General features: G+C 65.4%; 22 protein-coding genes. 12 read left to right on the forward strand and 10 right to left on the reverse strand.

What is annotated here, in order from left to right:
• The first annotated feature begins 93 nt into the window (after positions 1-93).
• The 3 genes from ACSVDO_RS20320 to ACSVDO_RS20330 are packed head-to-tail and all read left to right on the forward strand — an operon-like array spanning position 94 to position 2,166.
• Complete coding sequence (locus ACSVDO_RS20320; protein ID WP_442881508.1) at positions 94-612, forward strand: SET domain-containing protein; 519 nt, start codon at positions 94-96, stop codon at positions 610-612.
• A complete protein-coding gene (locus ACSVDO_RS20325) occupies positions 609-1,436 on the forward strand; it encodes a biotin--[acetyl-CoA-carboxylase] ligase (RefSeq protein ID WP_332538211.1) in 828 nt (275 codons plus the stop codon). Before ACSVDO_RS20320 ends, ACSVDO_RS20325 begins: the two co-directional genes overlap by 4 nt.
• A 13-nt stretch (positions 1,437-1,449) precedes the next feature.
• Positions 1,450-2,166, forward strand: coding sequence for an SPOR domain-containing protein (locus ACSVDO_RS20330; RefSeq protein ID WP_489594295.1), 717 nt, complete (start codon positions 1,450-1,452; stop codon positions 2,164-2,166).
• A 62-nt stretch (positions 2,167-2,228) separates the two neighbouring features.
• Here ACSVDO_RS20330 and ACSVDO_RS20335 read toward each other — a convergent pair whose 3' ends face one another.
• Entirely contained in the window at positions 2,229-3,158 is a 930-nt protein-coding gene (locus tag ACSVDO_RS20335; RefSeq protein ID WP_489594297.1) for an N-formylglutamate amidohydrolase, read from the reverse strand.
• 215 nt (positions 3,159-3,373) lie between these two features.
• Positions 3,374-4,339 carry a Bug family tripartite tricarboxylate transporter substrate binding protein gene (locus ACSVDO_RS20340; RefSeq protein ID WP_489594298.1) on the reverse strand — a complete coding sequence of 322 codons (966 nt, stop codon included), beginning with the start codon at positions 4,337-4,339 and terminating at the stop codon, positions 3,374-3,376.
• 140 nt (positions 4,340-4,479) lie between these two features.
• Here ACSVDO_RS20340 and ACSVDO_RS20345 point away from each other — a divergent pair, with 140 nt between their 5' ends.
• Positions 4,480-5,445: a LysR substrate-binding domain-containing protein gene (locus ACSVDO_RS20345; protein ID WP_332548735.1), complete on the forward strand. Its 966-nt coding sequence runs from the start codon at positions 4,480-4,482 to the stop codon at positions 5,443-5,445.
• A 4-nt stretch (positions 5,446-5,449) separates the two neighbouring features.
• Here ACSVDO_RS20345 and ACSVDO_RS20350 read toward each other — a convergent pair whose 3' ends face one another.
• The 3 genes from ACSVDO_RS20350 to ACSVDO_RS20360 form a co-directional block, all read right to left on the reverse strand.
• Complete coding sequence (locus ACSVDO_RS20350) at positions 5,450-6,895, reverse strand: sensor histidine kinase (RefSeq protein ID WP_332538203.1); 1,446 nt, start codon at positions 6,893-6,895, stop codon at positions 5,450-5,452.
• A 109-nt stretch (positions 6,896-7,004) separates the two neighbouring features.
• Positions 7,005-7,679, reverse strand: a complete 675-nt coding sequence (locus ACSVDO_RS20355; RefSeq protein WP_159915342.1) for a response regulator — start codon at positions 7,677-7,679, stop codon at positions 7,005-7,007.
• Positions 7,680-7,778: 99 nt separating this feature from the next.
• A complete protein-coding gene (locus ACSVDO_RS20360) occupies positions 7,779-8,312 on the reverse strand; it encodes a MarR family winged helix-turn-helix transcriptional regulator (protein WP_332538202.1) in 534 nt (177 codons plus the stop codon).
• Between the two features lie 140 nt (positions 8,313-8,452).
• Between ACSVDO_RS20360 and recA the strand changes: the two genes are divergently transcribed.
• Positions 8,453-9,601, forward strand: a complete 1,149-nt coding sequence (recA, locus tag ACSVDO_RS20365) for a recombinase RecA (RefSeq protein ID WP_489594301.1) — start codon at positions 8,453-8,455, stop codon at positions 9,599-9,601.
• A 53-nt stretch (positions 9,602-9,654) separates the two neighbouring features.
• Entirely contained in the window at positions 9,655-10,116 is a 462-nt protein-coding gene (gene recX, locus ACSVDO_RS20370) for a recombination regulator RecX (RefSeq protein WP_489594302.1), read from the forward strand.
• A 126-nt stretch (positions 10,117-10,242) separates the two neighbouring features.
• On the opposite strand, the gene argC is transcribed toward recX, so the two are convergent.
• Complete coding sequence (gene argC, locus ACSVDO_RS20375; RefSeq protein WP_489594304.1) at positions 10,243-11,175, reverse strand: N-acetyl-gamma-glutamyl-phosphate reductase; 933 nt, start codon at positions 11,173-11,175, stop codon at positions 10,243-10,245.
• A 192-nt stretch (positions 11,176-11,367) separates the two neighbouring features.
• Between argC and sucC the strand changes: the two genes are divergently transcribed.
• The 5 genes from sucC (at position 11,368) to ACSVDO_RS20400 (ending at position 16,006) form a co-directional block, all read left to right on the forward strand.
• The gene (gene sucC / locus ACSVDO_RS20380; protein ID WP_332549807.1) at positions 11,368-12,528 is read left to right on the forward strand and encodes an ADP-forming succinate--CoA ligase subunit beta; all 1,161 of its coding nucleotides are present in this window, start codon (positions 11,368-11,370) and stop codon (positions 12,526-12,528) included.
• A 20-nt stretch (positions 12,529-12,548) separates the two neighbouring features.
• Positions 12,549-13,442, forward strand: a complete 894-nt coding sequence (sucD, locus tag ACSVDO_RS20385; RefSeq protein WP_332549806.1) for a succinate--CoA ligase subunit alpha — start codon at positions 12,549-12,551, stop codon at positions 13,440-13,442.
• Positions 13,443-13,746: 304 nt separating this feature from the next.
• Positions 13,747-14,487: a PP2C family protein-serine/threonine phosphatase gene (locus ACSVDO_RS20390; RefSeq protein ID WP_489594307.1), complete on the forward strand. Its 741-nt coding sequence runs from the start codon at positions 13,747-13,749 to the stop codon at positions 14,485-14,487.
• 113 nt (positions 14,488-14,600) lie between these two features.
• Positions 14,601-15,197 carry an FHA domain-containing protein gene (locus ACSVDO_RS20395; RefSeq protein WP_489594308.1) on the forward strand — a complete coding sequence of 199 codons (597 nt, stop codon included), beginning with the start codon at positions 14,601-14,603 and terminating at the stop codon, positions 15,195-15,197.
• Positions 15,198-15,409: 212 nt separating this feature from the next.
• On the forward strand, positions 15,410-16,006 hold the full coding sequence (locus tag ACSVDO_RS20400; RefSeq protein WP_489594310.1) for a pilin: 597 nt from the start codon (positions 15,410-15,412) through the stop codon (positions 16,004-16,006).
• 83 nt (positions 16,007-16,089) lie between these two features.
• Here ACSVDO_RS20400 and moaC read toward each other — a convergent pair whose 3' ends face one another.
• On the reverse strand, positions 16,090-16,572 hold the full coding sequence (gene moaC, locus ACSVDO_RS20405) for a cyclic pyranopterin monophosphate synthase MoaC (protein WP_489594312.1): 483 nt from the start codon (positions 16,570-16,572) through the stop codon (positions 16,090-16,092).
• A gap of 123 nt (positions 16,573-16,695) precedes the next feature.
• Here moaC and ACSVDO_RS20410 point away from each other — a divergent pair, with 123 nt between their 5' ends.
• Positions 16,696-18,234, forward strand: coding sequence for a M48 family metalloprotease (locus ACSVDO_RS20410; RefSeq protein ID WP_489594314.1), 1,539 nt, complete (start codon positions 16,696-16,698; stop codon positions 18,232-18,234).
• On the opposite strand, the gene ACSVDO_RS20415 is transcribed toward ACSVDO_RS20410, so the two are convergent.
• The 3 genes from ACSVDO_RS20415 to ACSVDO_RS20425 all read right to left on the reverse strand — a co-directional run bounded on the left by ACSVDO_RS20415 (position 18,208) and on the right by ACSVDO_RS20425 (position 19,974).
• The gene (locus ACSVDO_RS20415; RefSeq protein ID WP_332538345.1) at positions 18,208-18,555 is read right to left on the reverse strand and encodes a phage holin family protein; all 348 of its coding nucleotides are present in this window, start codon (positions 18,553-18,555) and stop codon (positions 18,208-18,210) included. The genes ACSVDO_RS20410 and ACSVDO_RS20415 overlap by 27 nt on opposite strands.
• Positions 18,556-18,680: 125 nt before the next feature.
• Entirely contained in the window at positions 18,681-19,124 is a 444-nt protein-coding gene (locus tag ACSVDO_RS20420; protein ID WP_489594317.1) for a hypothetical protein, read from the reverse strand.
• A gap of 109 nt (positions 19,125-19,233) precedes the next feature.
• Positions 19,234-19,974 carry a TerC family protein gene (locus tag ACSVDO_RS20425; protein ID WP_489594319.1) on the reverse strand — a complete coding sequence of 247 codons (741 nt, stop codon included), beginning with the start codon at positions 19,972-19,974 and terminating at the stop codon, positions 19,234-19,236.
• Between the last annotated feature and the right edge of the window lie 174 nt (positions 19,975-20,148).

The following is a 20,148-nucleotide window of genomic DNA, read 5'->3' on the forward strand; positions in this document are numbered from 1 at the left end:
CGCCCTCCCAGGGCCGGCAAGCGCTCCTACAATCCATTCCTACGCGTGCACGCGCACGCGCATGTGTGCATATTCAAAGTATCAGAGATTCCAATGCCCCGCACCCAGCCCACCTCTTCCGCCAGCCGCCGCATCCAGACGCGGCGCTCCGGTGTCCACGGCAAGGGGGTCTTTGCCGTGCAGGATATTGCCGAGGGTGAAGTCCTCATTGAATACACGGGTGAAATCATTTCCTGGCAGCAGGCCCAGGATCGCCACCCGCACGACCCGCTGCAGCCCAACCACACGTTCTACTTCCATGTCGACGAGGACCGCGTGATCGATGCCAACTTCGGCGGCAATTCCTCGCGCTGGATCAACCACAGCTGCAACCCCAACTGCTATACCGACGAGCGTGACGGCCGGATCTTCATCACCGCGCTGCGCAACATCGCCGCGGGCGAGGAGCTCAACTACGACTACGGCCTGATGCTCGAGGAACGCTACACGGCCAAGCTCAAGGCCGAGTACCCCTGCTACTGCGGCGCGGCCAACTGCCGCGGCACGCTGCTCGCGCCCAAGCGCGGCTGGCGCCCGCCCATGCCCGGGGACGCACAGGAGCGCGCTGCATGAGCCTGCCTGCCAACCCCATACGCTGGCCCGCCGAGGCCCTCTGGCAGGCCGTGAGCCCGCTGCTCGAAGGCTTTAGCGTCGAGATCCTGCCCGAAGTCGATTCGACCAATACCGAACTGATGCGCCGTGCGCGCGCCGGCCGCTGCGAACCCATCCTGCTGGTCACCGAGCAGCAGACCGCGGGCCGCGGCCGGCTGGGCCGCCAATGGGTCAGCCAGATCGGTGATTCGCTGACGTTTTCGCTGGGCCTGCCGATGGCACCGGCCGAATGGTCCGGCCTGTCGCTGGCCGTGGGCGTGAGCCTGGCGCAGAGCCTGCAGCCGCAACTGCCCGCCGCGGGCGAGGACCGGCTGCGCCTGGGCCTCAAATGGCCCAACGACCTTTGGCTCGAAGGCGATCGCAAGCTCGGTGGCATCCTGATCGAAACCGCGAGCGGAATCGGCCTCTCGGGCCCCGACCGCTATGTGGTGATCGGCGTCGGTCTGAACGTGCGCGCGCCCGACAGCCAAGGCCTGTCGACCACGCCCGCGAGCCTGCGCGAAGTCGACGCCGCGCTCGACGCGCCCACGGCGCTGGCCCGTATCGTGCCGCCGCTGGTGCGTGCCTTGCAGGCATTCGCCCGGCATGGCTTCGCACCCGTGCGCGCGCAGTTCGCCGAACGCGATCTGCTGCTGCAGCGCGAAGTGAACCTGAGCGATGGCCACAGCGGCCTGGCCCAGGGCGTGGGCCCGGACGGAGCGCTGCTGGTGCAGACGGCCGAAGGCCTGCGCGCCGTGACCAGTTCGGACATCAGCGTGCGCCCCCGGCCCGCGCCCCTTTCCTGAGAGAAAGCCCGCCATGCTGCGCATTGCCCTGTTCATCCTGCTGCTGGCCAATGCCGGCTATTTCGCCTGGAGTCAGGGCGCGCTGACCAGTCTGGGCTGGGCGCCTCAGCAGCACAACGAACCCGAACGGCTGCAGCAGCAACTGCGCCCCGAAACGCTGCAGCTCAAGCCGCCCGCGGCTGCGGCAGGCGTTCCTGCGGCAGGCGTTCCCGCGGCGGGCGTTCCCGCGGTGGCCGCAACCGCGCCAGCGCCCGCCGAGGCGCCGCCAGCGCAGGAAGGGCCGGCCCAATGCCTGCAGGCCGGCATTTTTGACGATGACGCCTCGGACACGCTGCGCCGCGCGCTGGTGCTGCAATTTCCCGAAGGCAGCTGGAAGCTCGATGCCTTCACCCAGCCCGGCCGCTGGATGGTCTACATGGGCAAGTTCGCCGACAACCAGGCGCTCGAGAAGAAGCGCGCCGAGCTCGTGGCGCGCAAGCTCGACCATGACCGTGCGGGCGGAGCGCTGGAGCCCGGACTGTCGCTGGGCCGTTTCTCTAGCGAGGAAGCCGCGACGCGCGAACTGACCCAGCTGGTGCGCCAGGGCGTGCGCAGCGCGCGCGTGGTGCAGGAGCGCCCCGACAAGCATGGCTTCGTGCTGCGCCTGCCAGCGGCCACGTCCGCGCTGCGCGCGCAGCTTGAGGCGCTGCCGGCGTTCGGCGGCAAGCCGCTGCGCGCCTGCGCGTCCTGATCGGTACCGCAGACGAAAACAGCCCGGCGTCGCCGGGCTTTTTCATGGGCGCGACGGTTTGATCAGGCGCGCGGATCCAGCGCCATCAGATCTTCGACCAGGGCCTGCAAATCCTTGGTCAGGCGCAGGTAGCCGGCCTGGTCGAGTTCCAGCGTCTGCTCGTCCATGTAGATCTTGCGGTTGATCTCGATCTGGATGCTGTGGCGGTTGTCGGCGGGGTTGCCGTAGCGGCGCACCAGCTCCACGCCCTTGTAGGGGTGGTTGTAATCGACGCTGTAGCCGCGCGCGCGCAGGAAATCGCAGATGCGCTGCGACAGCCGCGGGTCGGCCGTGGTGCCATCGCGGTCGCCGATCACGAAGTCCGCATGCACCAGACCGGGATGCAGCGTCGCATGGCTGGCCGCGACCGCAGGCATCGAATGGCAGTTGATGTGGATGCTGTAGCCATGGCGCGCATGGGCGGCGTCTATGGCCTTGGCCACGGCCGCGTGGTAGGGCTTCCAGCAGCGCTCGATGCGCGCCAGCAATTCATCGACCGACAGTGCACGCTCATAAATGGGCACGCCCGCATCGGTGAATTTCCAGATCAGGCCCTTGCCCAGCCGGACCTTCTGCAGCACCACCTGGTCTTCGGTGACGGGCAAGGGCCAGTCGCCGGCAATCATGCCGGTGTCGATTTCCGTGGTGTCACGGTTGGCGTCGAGGTAGATGCGCGGGAAGTGGGCCTCGACCCAGCTCACGCCCAGTGAAGGCGCAAACGCATAGATCTTTTCGACATGCGTGTCTTCGGCCTGGCGCAGCGTGGCCAGCGGCAGGCACGAGCCGAAGTCGTCGGGATACCAGGTGCCGCTGTGCGGCGAGTCCAGCACCACGGCACTGGTGCCGGGAACGCTGGTCACCATCTGGGCCGGAGCGGGAGCATGGGCCACGCCCGAAACTCCGGGCTGGGCATGCTGGAAACGTTGGCTGATCAATTGCAAGACGGGATGCATAGGCAGACGAAAGGTGAGGGTGCCGTTCCTCTACAAAATGTCGAAGGAAAACGGCGTCAACTGCAGAAGGCCCGTCACAGCGTTTGATACTGGCGTGTCCCGGCAAAGGGACACCGAGCAAGGGCCGCCCCGCAGCGATGGTGTCGTCCCCCTCCACCGAAGGTTGAGAGGGGGGAGCGGGGGCCGGCCATCCGGCGTGAGCCGCTCAGGGGGTGTTAATCCAACTGAATCTTTGCGTAGGCCGCGACCTGCTTCATCTTGGCGATCTCGGTTTCGATCTGCTTGGAGAAAGCGGCCGTAGTCGTGCCCGTGGGGTACAGACCCTGGGCAGCCATGCGCTGTTTGACCACGTCTTCCTTGAGCGCGGCGGCAACGGCCTTCTGGATGCGTGCGACCTGGGCTGCGGGCATGGACTTGGGCGCGACCAGACCGAACCACGAAGGATCGTTGATGTCCTTGTAGCCCAGTTCGGCGTAGGTGGGGACTTCGGGCAGCACGTCCAGGCGCTCGGGCCAGCTCACGGCGATGGCGCGCACCTTGCCGGACTTGATCTGGGCCAGCGACGAAGCCACCTGGTCGAAGTACACGGGAACCTGGCCGCCGAGCACGTCATTGATGGCCGGACCCGCGCCGCGGTAGGGAATGTGCAGCATGTCGGTGCCGGTGGCACGCTTGAACAGCTCGCCCCACATGTGACCGATGGTGCCGTTGCCGGGGGTCGCGTAGCTGACCTTGCCGGGATTGGCCTTGAGGTAGGCGACGAGTTCGGCCATGTCCTTGACGGGCAGGGTCTTGGGGTTGATCACGATCACGCCCGGGGCCTTGACCATTTCGGTCACGCCGACGAAGTCCTTCATCGCGTCGTAAGGCATCTTGGTCAGCACGGCGGGGTTCACGCCGTGGGTCGACAAGGTGGCCACGCCCAGCGTCAGGTTGTCGGTGGCGCGCGCCACTTCGGACATGCCGATCGATCCGCCCGCACCCGCGCGGTTCTCGATGACCACGGGCTGGTTCAGGATGCGGCCCAGCACGTCCTGCAGATTGCGCACGACCATGTCGGTGGAGCCGCCCGGAGGGAAAGGCACCACGATGCGCAGGGGCCGGCTATTGTCCTGCGCAAAAGACATTCCGGGAACGACAGTTGTAGCGGCGATGGAGGCAATAAAGTGACGACGTTGCATGGTGGTATTTTCCTTTTCGATAAGAAAGATTAACGGAATTCGTGGCATAGACAAAGCAATACCTGTGCCTGTTGTTATTCCAAATTGGAATACATTCAAGCTATATGAGCATCCTCAGCCATTCTCTGTGAGCGACATCCATGACCAGTTTGCGCCGCCTCAATCCTCCCGTACATCTGTTGCGGGCTTTTTCCACTGTCGTGCGTTTTGGCGGGGTTTCGCGCGCTGCCGAGGCGCTGCACCTGACGCAGAGCGCGGTCAGCAAGCAGGTCCAGGAGCTTGAAAAATGGGTGGGCGTGACCTTGTTCGAGCGCAGCCGCAAGCGCCTGACGCTGACCCCGGCGGGCGAACGCTATGAACGCAGCGTGCGCGCGCTGCTGTCCCAGCTCGAGGCCGCGACGCTGGAGCTGATCACCAGCGATGACCGCCGTGGTGCGCTCTACCTGTCGGTGCTGCCCACCATTGGTGCCAAGTGGCTGATCCCGCGGCTGCCGCAGTTCCAGCAGCGCGAGCCCCAGGTCACGCTGCATTTCGTGCCCTATGTCCACAGCTATGACTTCGAAAGCCCCACGCTCGACTGCTCCATCCTGTTCGGCGACGGCCACTGGCCGGGCGCGCGCGCCCACTACCTGGTCGGCCAGCAGGTCGCGCTGATCGCGCCGCCCGACAACAGTCCCGGCGCGCTGCGCCTGCGCTCTCCCGAAGACCTCATCAACTGCACGCGGCTGCGCCATGTGACCATTCCCGATGCCTGGGCGCAGTGGAGCCAGGCGCATGGCGTGACCGGCATGCGCGCGCTCGACGGCCCGCAGTTCGACCAGTTCCAGAGCATCATCCGCGCCGTGATGGCGGGCATGGGCGTGGCGCTGGTGCCGCGCTGCCTGGTGCAGGACGAGATCGCCTCGGGCCTGGTCACCGAACCCCTGCCCGGCCATGGCTACGCCAGTCACCTCGGCTACTGGTTCTGCTATCCCGAAGGCCGTTCGCACCATGGCGCGCTGGGCACCTTCCGCAACTGGCTGCTGGAGTCGGCCGCGCAGTCGAGCGCGGCGATGATCGCCGCCAGCCAGGCAGGCCGTGCGGCCGCCGCGCCCACGGCAGCGTGATGGTTCAGCGCGAGGAAGGCTGCACCGGCAGCGCCGGAAAACGCACGCTGAAGCGCGCCCCGGGCGGGCTTTGCGCACGCGCCGGCTCGAGGTAGACCTGGGCGCCATGCTGGCGCGCGATCTCCTGCACGATGGGCAGGCCCAGGCCCGAGCCGTCGGCCTGCGTGCCCAGCGCGCGGTAGAACGGCTGGAACACCAGCGCGCGCTCGGCCTCGGGCACGCCCGGGCCGGTGTCTTCCACCTGCAGCAATATCACCCGGCCAAACGTGTCGGTCAACAGCCGCACCGTGACAACGCCGGGCTGCTCGGGCGTGGACGGCGTGTAGTTGATCGCGTTGTCCACGAGGTTGCGCACCAGCTCGGTCAGCAGCGTGGGGTTGCCTTCCATCCAGACGCCCGGCGCGCCCGGTTCGGCGCCGTCGTAGCCCAGATCCACGCACTTGTCGAGCGCGCGCGGCACCGAGTCGCGCACCACGTCGATCACCAGCCGCGCGAGATCGCAGCGCTGCTTGATCAGCGCCGCGCCCGTGCCTTCGACGCGCGCCAGCGCCAGCAACTGGTTGACGGTATGGCTGGCGCGCATGCTTGCGCGGCCGATCTGCTGCAGCGAGCGCTTGAGCTCCTGCGTGCTCGTGCCTTCGCGCTGCGCCAGGTCGGCCTGCATGCGCAGGCCCGCCAGCGGCGTCTTGAGTTGGTGGGCGGCGTCGGCCAGAAAGCGCTTTTGCGTGGCCAGCGATTCGTTGAGCCGGCACAGCAGGTCATCGACGGCATTCACCAGCGGCGCGACTTCGAGCGGAACGTCCTGGAAATTGAGCGGCGAGAGGTCATCGGGCTTGCGCGCGCGAATGCGCTCCTCGAGCCGGTGCAAGGGCGTGATGCCGCGCGCCAGCGCCATCCATACGAGCATCACCGCCAGCGGCAGGACGACGAACTGCGGCAGCATCACGCCGCGAATGATCTCGGTCGCCAAGGTGCTGCGCTGGTCCCGGGTTTCGGCCACCTGCACCAGCGCCAGCGGGCCTTCGCGCCCCATCGGCGCCCAGGTCGCCGCGAGCCGCATGTCGACGCCGCGCAGCTCGGCGTCGTAGAGCTGGACTTCGCCATAGCGCCGCTCGCCATCGGTCCACGGCGGCCGCGGCAGATCGGGTTCGCCCGCGACCAGCCGGCCCTGGGGGTCCAGCACCTGGTAATGCACGCTGTCCGCGGCACTGGTGCGCAGGTTGTGGCTCAGCGCCTGCGCCAGGCTGAACTTCGTCTGGCCTTGCTGCACCTGCTTGGCAAGCACGCGCACGTCGTATTCCAGCGCGCGGTCATAGGGCTGGTTGGCCAGGCCCTGAGCGACCAGCCAGGTCAGCGCCAGGCTCACAGGCCACAGCAGCAGCAGCGGCGTGAGCATCCAGTCGAGGATGCCGCCGAACAGCGAATATTGCTCGCGCTGGAAGATTTTCATGGGTGCAAGGGACTTGCGTGCTCAGCGCCAACGGCGACACCGCCGTTCGCCCTGAGTCCTGAGCCCGTCGAAGGACCGAAGGGCGTTTCAGGGCGTGGACTTCCCATATTCAATCCCGTATTTTCTCCAGGCAATACCCCAGCCCGCGCACCGTCGCGATACGTATCGGCCCATGCTCGATCTTCTTGCGCAGCCGGTGGATATAGACCTCGATCGCGTTGTTGCTCAGCTCCTCGCCCCACTCGCACAGGCGCTCGACCAATTGATCCTTGCTGACCAGGCGGCCCGCGCGCTGCAGCAGCACTTCGAGCAGGCCCAACTCGCGCGCCGACAGCTCGACCATCTTGCCGTCTATGGTCGCGACGCGGCCCGACTGGTCATAGACCAGCGGCCCGTGCTTGATGGTGCTGCTCGCACCGCCCATGCCGCGGCGCGTGAGCGCACGCACCCGCGCCTCGAGCTCCTGCAGGCTGAACGGCTTGGCCATGTAATCGTCGGCGCCGAAATCCAGGCCCTTGACGCGCTCCTCGACGCTGTCGGCCGCCGTGAGTATCAGCACCGGCAGGCCGTCGCCGCGCCCGCGCAGGCGGCGCAGCACTTCGAGGCCATGCATCTTGGGCAGGCCCAGATCGAGGATCAGCAGGTCGAACTCGCTGCTGGTCATCAGCACCGATTCGGCCTCGCTGCCGCTGGCCACATGGCTGACCACGGCGCCCGATCCGCGCAGGCTGCGCAGCAGGCCATCGGCAAAGACCTGATCGTCTTCTGCAATCAAAATGCGCATGCGGATGTCTCCCCTAGATAAGCGCAGCGGAACATGGCCGCCGACCGTTTTGAACCATTCTAGGGGTGGAGCATGAAGCGCCGCCAGGGGGTTTTCGCGCTATGCGGGTCTGCCGCTGCTGGCCGAATAGGCTTCGAGCCCGAGCGCGACCACGGTCGCGACATCGTCGCCGACCTCGGCGCGGAACTCCGCCTCGGCCTGGGCCACGGCCGCCTCGAAGGCCTGCAGCCAGCTCAGCCCCGTGGGCGTGAAGCGTATCCAGCGCGTGCGCCGGTCGCGCGCATCCGCTGCGCGCGTGACCAGGCCCCAGGCCAGGCATTGCTCGACCAGGTCGGCCATGGCCTGCTTGGTCATGCCCGCGCGCTCGGCCAGATCGGTCAGGCGGTCGCCGCCCAGCGACAGATGGCGCGTGATGTGGATGTGCGCGGCGCTGACCTGGTCGCGCGCCGCGAGGTTGGACAGCGCCAACGGCACTTCGACCGCATGCGCCATGAGCTGCATCACGCGCGCATCGAAGCGGCGCATCGAATGCCCCAGCAACCGGCCCAGATGGGTCTGGCGCCAGGCGTCTGAATAGGGGGCCAGGGGTGCATGCGGGACCGGTGGCGGTGTGGAACGGGAAGAAAGTGCCATGCTTTATTGTCAGGCAAACTGACTAAAAACCATCTATACACGTTGGTACAACGCCCATAAACTACTGTTCAAGCATCCAGCCTGGCAGTAACAACAGACAGTCGGTGCTATCCAAAATCATTGCTTTCTAGGAGTTTTTCATGGACGTCACCACTGTCAAGGGCACCAACCCCGCCATCGCCGCCAACACCGAAAAGGCCAAGGCCCTGCAAGCCGCATTGGCGCAGATCGAGAAGCAGTTCGGCAAGGGCACCATCATGCGCCTGGGCGAAGGCGAAGTCATCGAAGACATCCAGGTCGTGTCGACCGGCTCGCTGGGCCTGGACATCGCGCTGGGCGTAGGCGGCCTGCCGCGCGGCCGCGTGGTTGAAATCTACGGCCCGGAATCCTCGGGCAAGACCACGCTGACGCTGCAGGTCATTGCCGAGATGCAGAAGATCGGCGGCCAGTGTGCGTTTGTCGACGCAGAACATGCGCTCGACGTGCAGTACGCCCAGAAGCTGGGCGTGCAACTGTCCGACCTGCTGATCAGCCAGCCCGACACCGGCGAACAGGCGCTCGAGATCGTCGACAGCCTGGTGCGTTCGGGCGCGGTCGACCTGATCGTCATCGACTCGGTCGCGGCGCTCACGCCCAAGGCCGAAATCGAAGGCGAAATGGGCGACGCCCTGCCCGGCCTGCAGGCCCGGCTGATGAGCCAGGCGCTGCGCAAGCTCACGGCAACGATCAAGAAGACCAATTGCATGGTCATCTTCATCAACCAGATCCGCATGAAGATCGGCGTGATGTTCGGCTCGCCCGAAACCACCACCGGCGGCAATGCGCTCAAGTTCTACGCTTCCGTGCGCCTGGACATCCGCCGCACCGGCACCATCAAGAAGGGCGACAACGCGATCGGCAACGAGACCCGCGTCAAGGTGGTGAAGAACAAGGTCAGCCCGCCGTTCAAGACCGCCGAGTTCGACATCCTGTTCGGCGAAGGCATCTCGCGCGAAGGCGAAATCATCGACATGGGCGTGGAAGCCAAGATCCTCGACAAGTCGGGTGCCTGGTACGCCTACCGTGGCGAGAAGATCGGCCAGGGCCGCGACAACGCGCGTGAATTCCTGCGCGAGAACCCCGACCTGGCGCACGAGATCGAGAACCGCGTGCGCGAAGGCCTGGGCATTTCGCTGCTCGCCGGCACCGTGCCCGCCCCGGCCGCAGGCAAGCCGTCGAAGACCGACAAGGCGGCCGAAAAGGCGGAAAAGGCCGACAAGGCCGACAAGGCCGCGGCCGCTGAAGAGTAAGCATCGCGTCGACCGGACCGCATGCCGCGGTCTGGTCGGCGGCTTTTCAGACCATGGGCTTTGCCACTCTCTCCCTCAAGGGCCGCGCGCTGCGCCTGCTGGCCCAGCGCGAACATTCCCGACTCGAACTCGAGCGCAAGCTCGCGGCCCATGTCGCCGAAGGCGACGACCTCACGGCCATGCTCGACGAGCTCGAAGCCAAGAATTTCATCAATCCCGAACGCGTCGCGCAGTCCGTCGCCTACCGCCGCGGCAGCAAACTGGGCACGGCGCGCGTGGTGCAGGAAATGCGCAGCAAGGGCCTGGACGACGACACCGTGCGCGCCGCCACGCAGGAACTGCGCGCCACCGAATGGCAGCGCGCCAGCACGATCTGGCGCCAGCGCTTCGGCGCGCCGGCCGAAACCCCGCAGGACAAGCTCAAGCAGATGCGTTTTCTCGCCAGCCGCGGTTTTTCCGGCGAAGTGGTGCGCAAGGTGGTGGCGGGGCAGGTGCCGGAAGACGCCTCGGACTGAGGCGAGTCCCAGAGCCGGTCATCGTTCAGTCCCCCGTTCGTCCTGAGCTGGTCGAAGGATGAACGGCCTGCCCTCAGGTAAATCCAAGCAGCGGGCCCCTGGCGCGACCTAGGGGCCGCGCACTCCTCAGATTCCAAGCATGAGCTGCATGTTCTGCACCGCCGCGCCGCTCGCGCCCTTGCCCAGGTTGTCGAGGCGGGCGATCAGCACGGCCTGGCGGTATTGCTCGTTGGCAAACACGCGCAGTTCGAGCTTGTTGGTATTGGCCAGCGTGTCGGCGGCCAGCTTGCCGTCGTCCGTGGGCGCCAGCACCGACACCCATTGCTCGGGCGTAGCGGTGCGCGCGTAATGGCTGGCCAGCGCATCATGCAGGTCGGCGGCCTTGGGCGCGCCGGGCAGCAGGTCGAGATGCAGGGGCAGCTGCACCAGCATGCCCTGGGCGAAGTTGCCCACCGCGGGAATGAACAGCGGACGGCGCGTGAGGCCGGTGTAGCGCATGATTTCGGGCACATGCTTGTGCGACAGACCCAGCGCATAGGTTTCGTAGGGCGCCGCCGTGCCGGCCTCATAGGCTTCTATCATCGGACGGCCACCGCCCGAATAACCCGACACCGAAGGCAGGCTCACGCCGGCGTCCGCGGGCAGCAGGCCGGCATCGACCAGCGGACGCAGCAGCGCGATTGCGCCGGTCGCGTAGCAGCCGGGGTTGGAGACGCGCGCCGCTTTCTTCACGGATTCGAGCTGACCATCGCAGAGCTCGGGAAAGCCATAGACCCAGCCCGGTGCCGTGCGGTGGGCCGTGGAGGCATCGATGATCTTGATAACGCGGCCGGTCTCCTGCTCGATGGCATCGACCATGGCCGCAGTCTCGCGCGCGGCGTCGTCGTGCAGGCACAGGATCACCAGGTCCACGCCGGCAACCAGGGCACGCTTGGCGGCCGGGTCCTTGCGCAGTTCGGGGGCAATGCTGACCAGCTCTACGCCGGGCATTGCCTGCAGTCTTTCGCGGATCTGCAGACCCGTGGTGCCGGCTTCGCCGTCGATGAAGACTTTGGACATGGAAAACTCCTGCAATCGTTACCGGCCTAGAACTACGTGGGCAGCACTAAAGCCAGTATATGGGTTAGTAGTTTTACACCAGGGATGGTGCATCGCAGCATGATACATTCCCGGATTGCCATGTCCCACGCCCGCGGCCAGACAGCATTATGGCAACCGGGTAAACCACCATTCCTGAGAGAGAGACAGCTCATGAAGATTCATGAATATCAAGGCAAGGAAATCTTGCGTACGTTCGGCGTGCCCGTTCCGCGCGGCATTCCTGCATTCACCGTACAAGAAGCCGTCGAAGCGGCTCAAAAGCTTGGCGGCCCAGTGTGGGTCGTGAAGGCCCAGATCCACGCGGGCGGCCGCGGCAAGGGCGGCGGCGTCAAGGTCGCAAAGACCATTGAAGACGTCAAGCGCATCGCCGGCGAAATCCTCGGCATGCAGCTCGTCACGCACCAGACCGGCCCCGAAGGCCAGAAGGTCCGCCGCCTGTACATCGAAGACGGCGCCGACATCCAGCAAGAATACTATCTGTCGGCAGTGACCGACCGTGCCACGCAGAAGGTGGCGTTCATTGCCTCCAGCGAAGGCGGCATGGACATCGAGGAAGTGGCCCACTCCACTCCCGAGAAGATCATCACCGTGATGGTCGACCCCCTGCAAGGTTTCACCCAGGCCAATGGCGAAGAACTCGCCAAGGGCATCGGCATGCCTGCGGACTCGGTGGCATCGTTCATCGACGTGTGCCAGAAGGTCTACAAGTGCTACATGGACACCGACGCGTCGCTGGTTGAAATCAACCCGCTGAACCGCGACGGCAAGGGCACGATCACCGCCCTGGACGCGAAGTTCAACTTCGACCCCAACGCGCTGTTCCGCCACCCCGAAATCGTTGCCTTCCGCGACCTGGACGAAGAAGATCCAGCCGAAGTCGAAGCCTCGAAGTTCGATCTGGCCTACATCTCGCTCGACGGCAACATCGGCTGCCTGGTCAACGGCGCCGGCCTGGCCATGGCGACCATGGACACCATCAAGCTGTTCGGCGGCGAACCGGCCAACTTCCTGGACGTGGGCGGCGGCGCCACTCCCGAGAAGGTCACCGAAGCCTTCAAGATCATGCTGAAGAACCCCAAGGTCGAAGGCATTCTGGTCAACATCTTCGGCGGCATCATGAAGTGCGACACCATCGCCACGGGCGTGATCACGGCTTGCAAGGCCGTGAACCTGCAAGTGCCGCTGGTGGTTCGCATGAAGGGCACGAACGAAGTGCTGGGCAAGAAGATGCTGGCCGAATCCGGTCTGCCCATCATCTCGGCCGACACCATGGCTGAAGCTGCCACCAAGATTGTCGAAGCCGTCAAGTAATAGACCCTGGAGAGAGCAACATGTCGATCTATATCAACAAAGACACCAAAGTCATCACCCAGGGCATCACCGGCAAGACAGGCCAGTTCCACACTGAAAAGTGCCAGGAATACGCGAACGGCAAGAATGCCTTCGTCGCGGGCGTGAACCCCAAGAAGGCCGGCGAGTCGATCTTCAACATCCCAATCTACGGTTCCGTCAAGGAAGCCGCTCACCAGACCGGCGCAACCGTGTCGGTGATCTACGTGCCGCCCGCTGGCGCTGCTGCCGCGATCTGGGAAGCCGTCGAAGCCGACCTGGACCTGGCAATCTGCATCACCGAAGGCATTCCAGTCCGTGACATGCTCGAAGTGCGCAACCGCATGAAGGCCAAGGAAGCTGCCGGCGGCAAGAAGACCCTGCTGCTGGGCCCCAACTGCCCCGGTCTGATCACGCCCGACGAGATCAAGATCGGCATCATGCCCGGTCACATCCACAAGAAGGGCCGCATCGGCGTGGTCTCGCGCTCCGGCACGCTGACCTATGAAGCCGTGGCACAACTGACCGAACTGGGCATTGGCCAGTCGTCGGCTGTCGGCATCGGTGGCGACCCGATCAACGGTCTCAAGCACATCGACGTGATGAAGGCCTTCAACGACGATCCGGACACCGACGCCGTGATCATGATCGGTGAAATCGGCGGACCCGATGAAGCCGAAGCCGCCATGTGGTGCAAGGCCAATATGAAGAAGCCTATCGTCGGCTTCATCGCCGGTGTCACCGCCCCTCCGGGCAAGCGCATGGGCCACGCCGGCGCGCTGATCTCCGGTGGTGCCGACACGGCCGACGCCAAGCTCGCCATCATGGAAGAGTGCGGCTTCACGATCACCCGCAACCCGTCGGAAATGGCGCGTCTGCTCAAGGGCCTGATCTGATCTTCAAGGCTTGATGCCGCCTGGGGCCGCGCTCTTGCAGCGCAGTCCGCAGGACAAGGGATGGATGCTTTTCGCACCGTGATGGCGCGCAGGGCACCATCCTTTTTTCATGGGCACGCGCTACCATGGGCCCCCAAAAGTCAAAGGGTCATTGCCTCCCCCGGGACAATCGCCGGGTTCGCACCACTCCGATGCGTCCGCCCCGGCCCTTCCAACCCATCTGCCTGTGCTCCTGCGCTTTTGCCGCCCCTCTCCGCCACGACCGCAGTGGCGCTACGCATTTGCGCAGCGCACCGACCCGGGCATGGTGCGTCCGAACAACGAAGATGCCGTGCATATCGAGGTGGACACCGTCTGGTCCGTGGCGGTGCTTGCCGACGGCATGGGCGGATATCGCGCCGGAGAAGTCGCCAGCGCGCTCGCGGTGCAGTGCATCACGCAGTCGCTGCAGCACAGCGCGCTCAAGTCGGCGAAAAAAAGCCAGCCGCCGCGCATGGCAGTGGTGCGCCGCGCGCTCGAGCATTGCGTGCAGGCCGCGAACATATCCGTGCGCGCGCATGCGCGCGAACATGCCGATTGCCAGGGCATGGGGGCCACCGTGGTCGCGGCGGTATTCGTGCAGGACCGCCTGGTCCTGGCCCACCTCGGCGACTCGCGCGCCTATCTGTGGCGCGGCGAGACGCTGACGCAGCTCACCAGCGATCATTCCTGGCTGCAGGAACAGATAGACGCCGGCCAGATCAGCGCCGACGCCGCAGCGCAGTCCGGCCTGGGCCATCTGGTCACGCGCGCGCTCGGGGTCGCCGAATGTGCGCGGCCCACGCTGCACGAGCAGATGCTCGAAGCCGGCGACCGCATCCTGCTGTGCTCCGACGGCCTCAGCGACCTGCTGACCGCAGGCGAGATCGCAGCGCTGCTGGCCACGCCCGAGCCGCTGGCCCGGCAAGCGGAGCAATTGATAGCGCGCGCCAACGCGCTCGGTGGTCATGACAACATCAGCGTCATTCTTGCGAGCGTCGAGCCCGCGCCCGCGCCCGCGCGCTGACCGCGCTTCGCGTCCCGCCGCGCGGCCGGCCATGCCCCGCAAAACCCTCTAAACTTCCCCGTTGCCTGCCTTCACTCAAGGCGGCGCGCCCATCACCCGCAGGAGTCCCGTGCATGCCCAGCCTGGTCATTTCAATTGACGGAACCATCATCAAGGAAGTCGCGCTGACCAAGGAGCGCACCACGCTCGGGCGGCGGCCTTACAACGACATCGTGATCAGCAATCTGGCCGTCAGCGGCGAGCATGCGCTGCTGCATTGCGTGGACGGCCGCGTCACCATCGAAGACCTGCACAGCACCAACGGCACTTATGTGAACCAGCAGCGCATCACGCGCCAGGAACTGCAGCATGACGATCAGCTGCATATCGGCCAGTACCAGCTGAGCCTGCAGTTCACCCCCGAGGAATATGCGGCCTGGGCCGCGACCGCGGCTGCGGCCCAGCCCGCCTGCCTGCGCATTGAAGGCGATGCCGCACGCGAAGTGGCGCTGGTCAAGCCCGTGACCACCCTGGGCAAGCCCGGCGTGGCCGTGGCCGCGATCACGCGCAAGGCCACGGGCTTCACGGTCGCGCGCACCGAAGGCACGGACGGCAGCCTGCGCCTCAACGGCCTGGCCGTGGGCTCCGAGCCCCGGCCGCTGCAGCATGACGACCTGATCGAACTGGCGGGCACGCGGCTGCACTTCATCCTGCTACACCCCGCCACCTGAGGCCCTGCGCTGGGTCAAGAGTGACATCTTTTGGCACGATACCCACAGCCATGACAACTTTGTCATACGACCGCGGCAAACTTGTCAGAAAATGTTGGAATGTCGCTGGACTTGCAAGCAAAACTTGCCTGCGCAGAGGACAGATCACCGAACGCGCATTGGCACAACAATTGCTGATGTGGGTTACCTAATTTTTTACTCAGGAGCTTTACATGAAGCGTTCTATCCAGCAAGGTTTTACCTTGATCGAACTGATGATCGTTGTGGCGATCATTGGTATTTTGGCGGCCGTGGCACTGCCGGCGTATCAGACCTACATGCAAAAAGCACGCTTCTCTGAAGTCGTGCTGCAAGGTTCGGCCTGCCGCGCTGATGTTTCGGCGAAATACCAGACATCCATGGACCCCCTCAGCGCGACCAATCCAGGCCCAGGCGGCTGGGGATGTGAGATTCCTGCAGTGACTGGTGAAACGGTTGCCGGAAAATACGTGACTGAAGTCGCTACCAACGCCGCAGGCGCTGCGCGTCTGGAAATCGTGGTGGCGGCAAATAGCGCAGCCGAAAAGGATCTTGGCCTTCCCGCCGCAACGCACTACCTGTATTTCGTTCCTTTGACGAAGGACGGTGCAGAAATTACTACTGCTTTGCTGACAGCAACAGGAGCTAATAACCTTGCGGGCAAGCAGATCGGCGGCATGAAGTGCATGGCCGCAAGCGACGCAGCTGCTCAACTTAAGAAACTGCTTCCAGGCAGCTGCTCTGTCGCAACCGCTGCAATTGCAGGCGGAACGACTTTCTCCGCGCAATAAACGCTTTTGCTGCCGATTTACACCCATTTGGGTTAACCACCCGATGGCTACAACGGTCTGCCGAATTTCGGCAGACCGTTTTTTTATGACTGTGTCACCCAACTTCCCGACTTCCCCCCGTGCTTCTCCAGCACGCGCACGCCGGAGATGGTCATTCGCCGGTCCGCGGCCTTGCACATGTCGTAGATCGTCAGCAGCGCGATCTGCACCGCCGTCAGCGCTTCCATTTCAACGCCCGTAGGCCCCACGGTTTCCACCGTGGCGCGGCATTCGACGGCATTGTCGGCCTCAATCAATTCAAAATCGACAGCCACGCGCGTCAGCGCCAAGGGATGGCATAGCGGAATCAAATCACTGGTCTTTTTCGCGGCCATGATGCCCGCGATGCGCGCAATGCCCAGCACGTCGCCTTTCTTTGCGCTGCCCGAGGCGATCAGGGCCAGCGTTGCGGGCAGCATGATGATTCGGCCTTCGGCAATCGCTATGCGGTGGGTCGCGGCCTTTGCGGCGACATCGACCATATGGGCCTGGCCCTGGGCGTCGAAATGGGTGAGCGGAGAAGTCATGGTGCTGGGGTCGGGCAGCGCGCGGGGCGCCGTCCGACGGAACGTTAAGTCAATCAAGGCATCATAGTGGGGTGTGCCACAGCCACCGCCGAACCCCTCGGCGATGCCCCCAGGTTGCAAACAATGCTTTTTTCCCGACAAAAACCCTTGCGCATGCTGCTCGCGCTGGCCATCACCGGCGCCACGCTGCTGCCTCCGCCACTCGCGGCCCAGCTGCAGCTGCCCACGCTGGGCGACGGCGCGAGCATCACCACCAGCGACGAGCGGCGCATGGGCGACCGCATCATCCGCTCGCTGTACCGCGACCCCGACTATCTCGAGGATGCGCCGCTGCAGGAATATGTCGAAGGCATATGGAAGCCGCTGCTGGCCGCGGCGCGCGCGCGCGGCGAGCTGTCGCCCGAGCTCGATGAGCGCTTTGCCTGGCAGATCCTGCTGGGCCGCGACAGGTCGGTGAATGCGTTCGCGCTGCCCGGCGGCTATTTTGGCGTGCACCTGGGGCTGATCGGCGTGGTCGGCACGCGCGACGAACTGGCCTCGGTGCTGGCCCATGAACTGAGCCATGTGAGCCAGCGGCATATCGCCCGCATGATCGCCGGCCAAAGCCGGCATACGCCGCTGATGATCGCCTCGATGATCCTGGGCGCGCTGGCCGCGTCTAAGAGCCCCGACGCGGCCCAGGCGCTGATGATAGGCGGCCAGGCGGCCATGGTGCAGAACCAGCTCAATTTCTCGCGCGACATGGAGCGCGAAGCCGACCGCATGGGCTACGGCCTGATGGCGCCCGCGGGGTTTTCGGCCCAGGGCATGGTCGGCATGTTCGACAAGCTGCAGCAGGCCAACCGGCTCAACGACAACGGCAGCTGGCCCTATCTGCGCAGCCACCCGCTGACCAGCGAACGCATTTCTGACATGCAGTCGCGGCTGCCCGCGGGCCAGCCGCAGACCCAGCCCGCGCCATCGCTGGAGCACGGCATGATGGCCGCGCGCGCACGCGTGCTGTCGCGCCCCGGGGTGGATGTGCTGCGCCAATGGACGCGCCTGCCGGAATCGAGCGGATTTGCGGCGCAGCCGCAGGCCCAGCGCGTGGCCGGCCTCTATGCGGCGGTGCTGTCGCACATTCAATTGCAGGACTACGGTCCGGCGCGCGCCGGCTTGCCGGCGCTCACCCAGGCGCTCGCCGGCGATGGCGCAGGCCTGCGCCAGGCGGGCCTGCTCGCGGCTGAACTGGAACTTGCCGCAGGCCAGCCACAGGCAGCGCTGCAGGCGCTGGCACCGGTGACGGAAATCGACGACAAGGCCGACAAGCCTTCGCGCCCCGTGCTGCTGCTGCGCACGCAGATCCTGCTGCGCCTGGGCCAGGCACAGGCCATGGCCAGCCCGCTGCAGACCTGGGTCACACTCTATCCGCGCGATGCCGCGGCCTGGCAGGCGATCGCACAGGTGTGGCAGGCGCAGAACCAGCCTTTGCGCGCGCTGCGCGCCGAAGGCGAGGCCCAGGCCGCGCACTACGACTATGCGGCGGCGGTGGACCGCTTCCGCGCCGGCCAGGAAATGGCCAGGCGCGCAGGCTCGCAGAACGACCACTTCGAGGCATCGATCATCGACACCCGGCTGCGTGCGACGCAGGAGCTTTTACGGGAACAGACGGCGGAGCGCTGAATCGATCACCAGGCCCAGCGCCGAGTAGATCAGCGAGCCCAGAAAAGCGGCGCCAAAGCCGCTGACCTGTATGCCGTCGAGCACGCTGGCCGCGGCCCAGAACATCAGCGCGTTGACCACGAACAGGAACAGTCCCAGCGTGATCAGCGTGACCGGCAGCGTCAGCACCACCAGCACCGGCCGCACCACGGCGTTGAGCAGGCCTATGACCAGGGCCGCGATCATCGCCGCGCCGAAGCTGCGGATTTCCACGCCACCATAGATCGCCGCCACGGCAAGCAGCGCGGCGGCGTAGAGGAACCATTGGATGAGAAGTTTCATGCTGCCAGCATAGCAGCGCGGGCTTCGACAGGCTCAGCCAGAACGGCATGAAGCCCAGCCCGAACGGGATGCGGCCCAGGCCGAACGGATTTCAAGCCGCCCTTTACCGCGGAGGGCGGCGCCGATCAGGCGATGGCTTCGCCCAGCGTCCACGCCAGCAGGCTGCCTATGCCCGCGATCAGGCCCGACGTACCCCAGCGCTGCGGCGCGGGCTCTTCGCGCTTGGGACGGCGCGCGTCGACAACCTGCACCTGACCGTAGGTCTGTTGCAGTTCGGTCAGCAGCTCCGGCAGGGGCTGGCGCGCCAGCAGCTGAGTCACATCCGCCTGCGCCCCGGGTCGCTGCAGGCTAGGTGCGAGCTGGGCAAACAGCTTGTCGGCCCATTGATTGCGCCAGTTTTCGCGGCTGCGGTGGCTGGCCCACTTGCTTGCGCGGTGGGTGATGCGGGGCGCGCAGGCGACCAGCAGCCAGCGGGGGTTGGTGGCCTCGAACGAGGTCGCCAACGACGTGAGCAGCGGCAACGCGTGCGACGCGTCGTCCACATAGACAATGAAGGTAGTGCGGTTCAAGAGGACTCCGGTCTGGCTGCGCCAATGAAAAAGGCAGGCCTGGGAGGGCCTGCCTTGGCAAGAGAAAGGCCTGCGGCGCGGGCTGGTGCCTGCCGCAGACCCTGCCACATCAGGCGTGACCGGAGCCGTGGACGGCCTTGGGCTTGCGCGAAGCGACGTACTTGCCGATGGCCAGCACCAGCAGCGCGCCCGCGATCTGGGCACCGTACTGCAGCGCCTTGGTCTGCTCCAGCTTGGGCATCCACAGCCACTTTTCGGTGTTCGCGAAGACCGGATCGGACACCAGCATGCCGCCCGCAATCCAGCCCAGCAGCATGCCGCCGGCAGTGATGATCATGGGGAAGCGGTCCATCAGCGTGATGACCAGCTGCGAGCCCCAGACGATGATCGGGATGGAGATCAGCAGACCCAGCGTGACCAGCAGCATCTGGTGTTCGCCCGAGCTCTGCGCGGCACCGGCGATGGCGATCACGTTGTCCACGCTCATCACCAGGTCGGCGACGATGATGGTCTTGATCGCGGCCAGCAGCTTGTCGCTGCCCTGAATGCCGTCGTGCGCGTCTTCATCGGGAGCGAGCAGCTTGACGCCGATCCACACCAGCAGCAGCGCGCCGACGAACTTCAGGAAAGGCAGGGCCAGCAGCGTCATCGCGAACGCGATCAGGATCACGCGCAGGATGATGGCACCCGCCGTGCCCCAGATGATGCCCTTCTTGCGTTGCTCTGGCGGCAGCTTGCGGCAGGCCAGTGCAATCACCACCGCGTTATCGCCACCGAGCAGAATGTCGATGATGATGATCTGTCCCAGTGCAATCCAGAACGGCGTATGCGTGAGGAAGTCCAAATCCATAAAAACCTCGTAGTCGAATGCCATAAAGCGGCAGGAACCCGAGGCCTCTGAGCCTGGAACGGATTCCCCCGCGTCGGAAGGAAGCGGATGCGCGAACTCTCAAGCACTTTCCTGCGACAGCCAGAACCAGGAAGCTGGGCCGAAGGGAAATGCTTTGACAGACCAGCGCACCGG

The sequence above is a fragment of the Comamonas sp. DB36 genome, from assembly GCF_057914905.1.

Excerpts from the sequence above, each read along its gene's own strand:
- ACSVDO_RS20335 (WP_489594297.1), bottom strand. The coding sequence starts at position 3,158 with ATGCATCCCGTCTTGCAATTGATCAGCCAACGTTTCCAGCATGCCCAG.
- ACSVDO_RS20390 (WP_489594307.1), top strand. The coding sequence starts at position 13,747 with ATGGTGCGTCCGAACAACGAAGATGCCGTGCATATCGAGGTGGACACC.
- ACSVDO_RS20400 (WP_489594310.1), top strand. The coding sequence starts at position 15,410 with ATGAAGCGTTCTATCCAGCAAGGTTTTACCTTGATCGAACTGATGATC.
- sucD (WP_332549806.1), top strand. The coding sequence starts at position 12,549 with ATGTCGATCTATATCAACAAAGACACCAAAGTCATCACCCAGGGCATC.
- sucC (WP_332549807.1), top strand. The coding sequence starts at position 11,368 with ATGAAGATTCATGAATATCAAGGCAAGGAAATCTTGCGTACGTTCGGC.
- ACSVDO_RS20345 (WP_332548735.1), top strand. The coding sequence starts at position 4,480 with ATGACCAGTTTGCGCCGCCTCAATCCTCCCGTACATCTGTTGCGGGCT.
- argC (WP_489594304.1), bottom strand. The coding sequence starts at position 11,175 with ATGTCCAAAGTCTTCATCGACGGCGAAGCCGGCACCACGGGTCTGCAG.
- ACSVDO_RS20360 (WP_332538202.1), bottom strand. The coding sequence starts at position 8,312 with ATGGCACTTTCTTCCCGTTCCACACCGCCACCGGTCCCGCATGCACCC.
- recA (WP_489594301.1), top strand. The coding sequence starts at position 8,453 with ATGGACGTCACCACTGTCAAGGGCACCAACCCCGCCATCGCCGCCAAC.
- ACSVDO_RS20340 (WP_489594298.1), bottom strand. The coding sequence starts at position 4,339 with ATGCAACGTCGTCACTTTATTGCCTCCATCGCCGCTACAACTGTCGTT.
- ACSVDO_RS20355 (WP_159915342.1), bottom strand. The coding sequence starts at position 7,679 with ATGCGCATTTTGATTGCAGAAGACGATCAGGTCTTTGCCGATGGCCTG.
- ACSVDO_RS20415 (WP_332538345.1), bottom strand. The coding sequence starts at position 18,555 with ATGAAACTTCTCATCCAATGGTTCCTCTACGCCGCCGCGCTGCTTGCC.
- recX (WP_489594302.1), top strand. The coding sequence starts at position 9,655 with ATGGGCTTTGCCACTCTCTCCCTCAAGGGCCGCGCGCTGCGCCTGCTG.
- ACSVDO_RS20350 (WP_332538203.1), bottom strand. The coding sequence starts at position 6,895 with ATGAAAATCTTCCAGCGCGAGCAATATTCGCTGTTCGGCGGCATCCTC.
- ACSVDO_RS20410 (WP_489594314.1), top strand. The coding sequence starts at position 16,696 with ATGCTTTTTTCCCGACAAAAACCCTTGCGCATGCTGCTCGCGCTGGCC.
- ACSVDO_RS20395 (WP_489594308.1), top strand. The coding sequence starts at position 14,601 with ATGCCCAGCCTGGTCATTTCAATTGACGGAACCATCATCAAGGAAGTC.
- ACSVDO_RS20320 (WP_442881508.1), top strand. The coding sequence starts at position 94 with ATGCCCCGCACCCAGCCCACCTCTTCCGCCAGCCGCCGCATCCAGACG.
- ACSVDO_RS20330 (WP_489594295.1), top strand. The coding sequence starts at position 1,450 with ATGCTGCGCATTGCCCTGTTCATCCTGCTGCTGGCCAATGCCGGCTAT.
- ACSVDO_RS20325 (WP_332538211.1), top strand. The coding sequence starts at position 609 with ATGAGCCTGCCTGCCAACCCCATACGCTGGCCCGCCGAGGCCCTCTGG.
- ACSVDO_RS20425 (WP_489594319.1), bottom strand. The coding sequence starts at position 19,974 with ATGGATTTGGACTTCCTCACGCATACGCCGTTCTGGATTGCACTGGGA.
- moaC (WP_489594312.1), bottom strand. The coding sequence starts at position 16,572 with ATGACTTCTCCGCTCACCCATTTCGACGCCCAGGGCCAGGCCCATATG.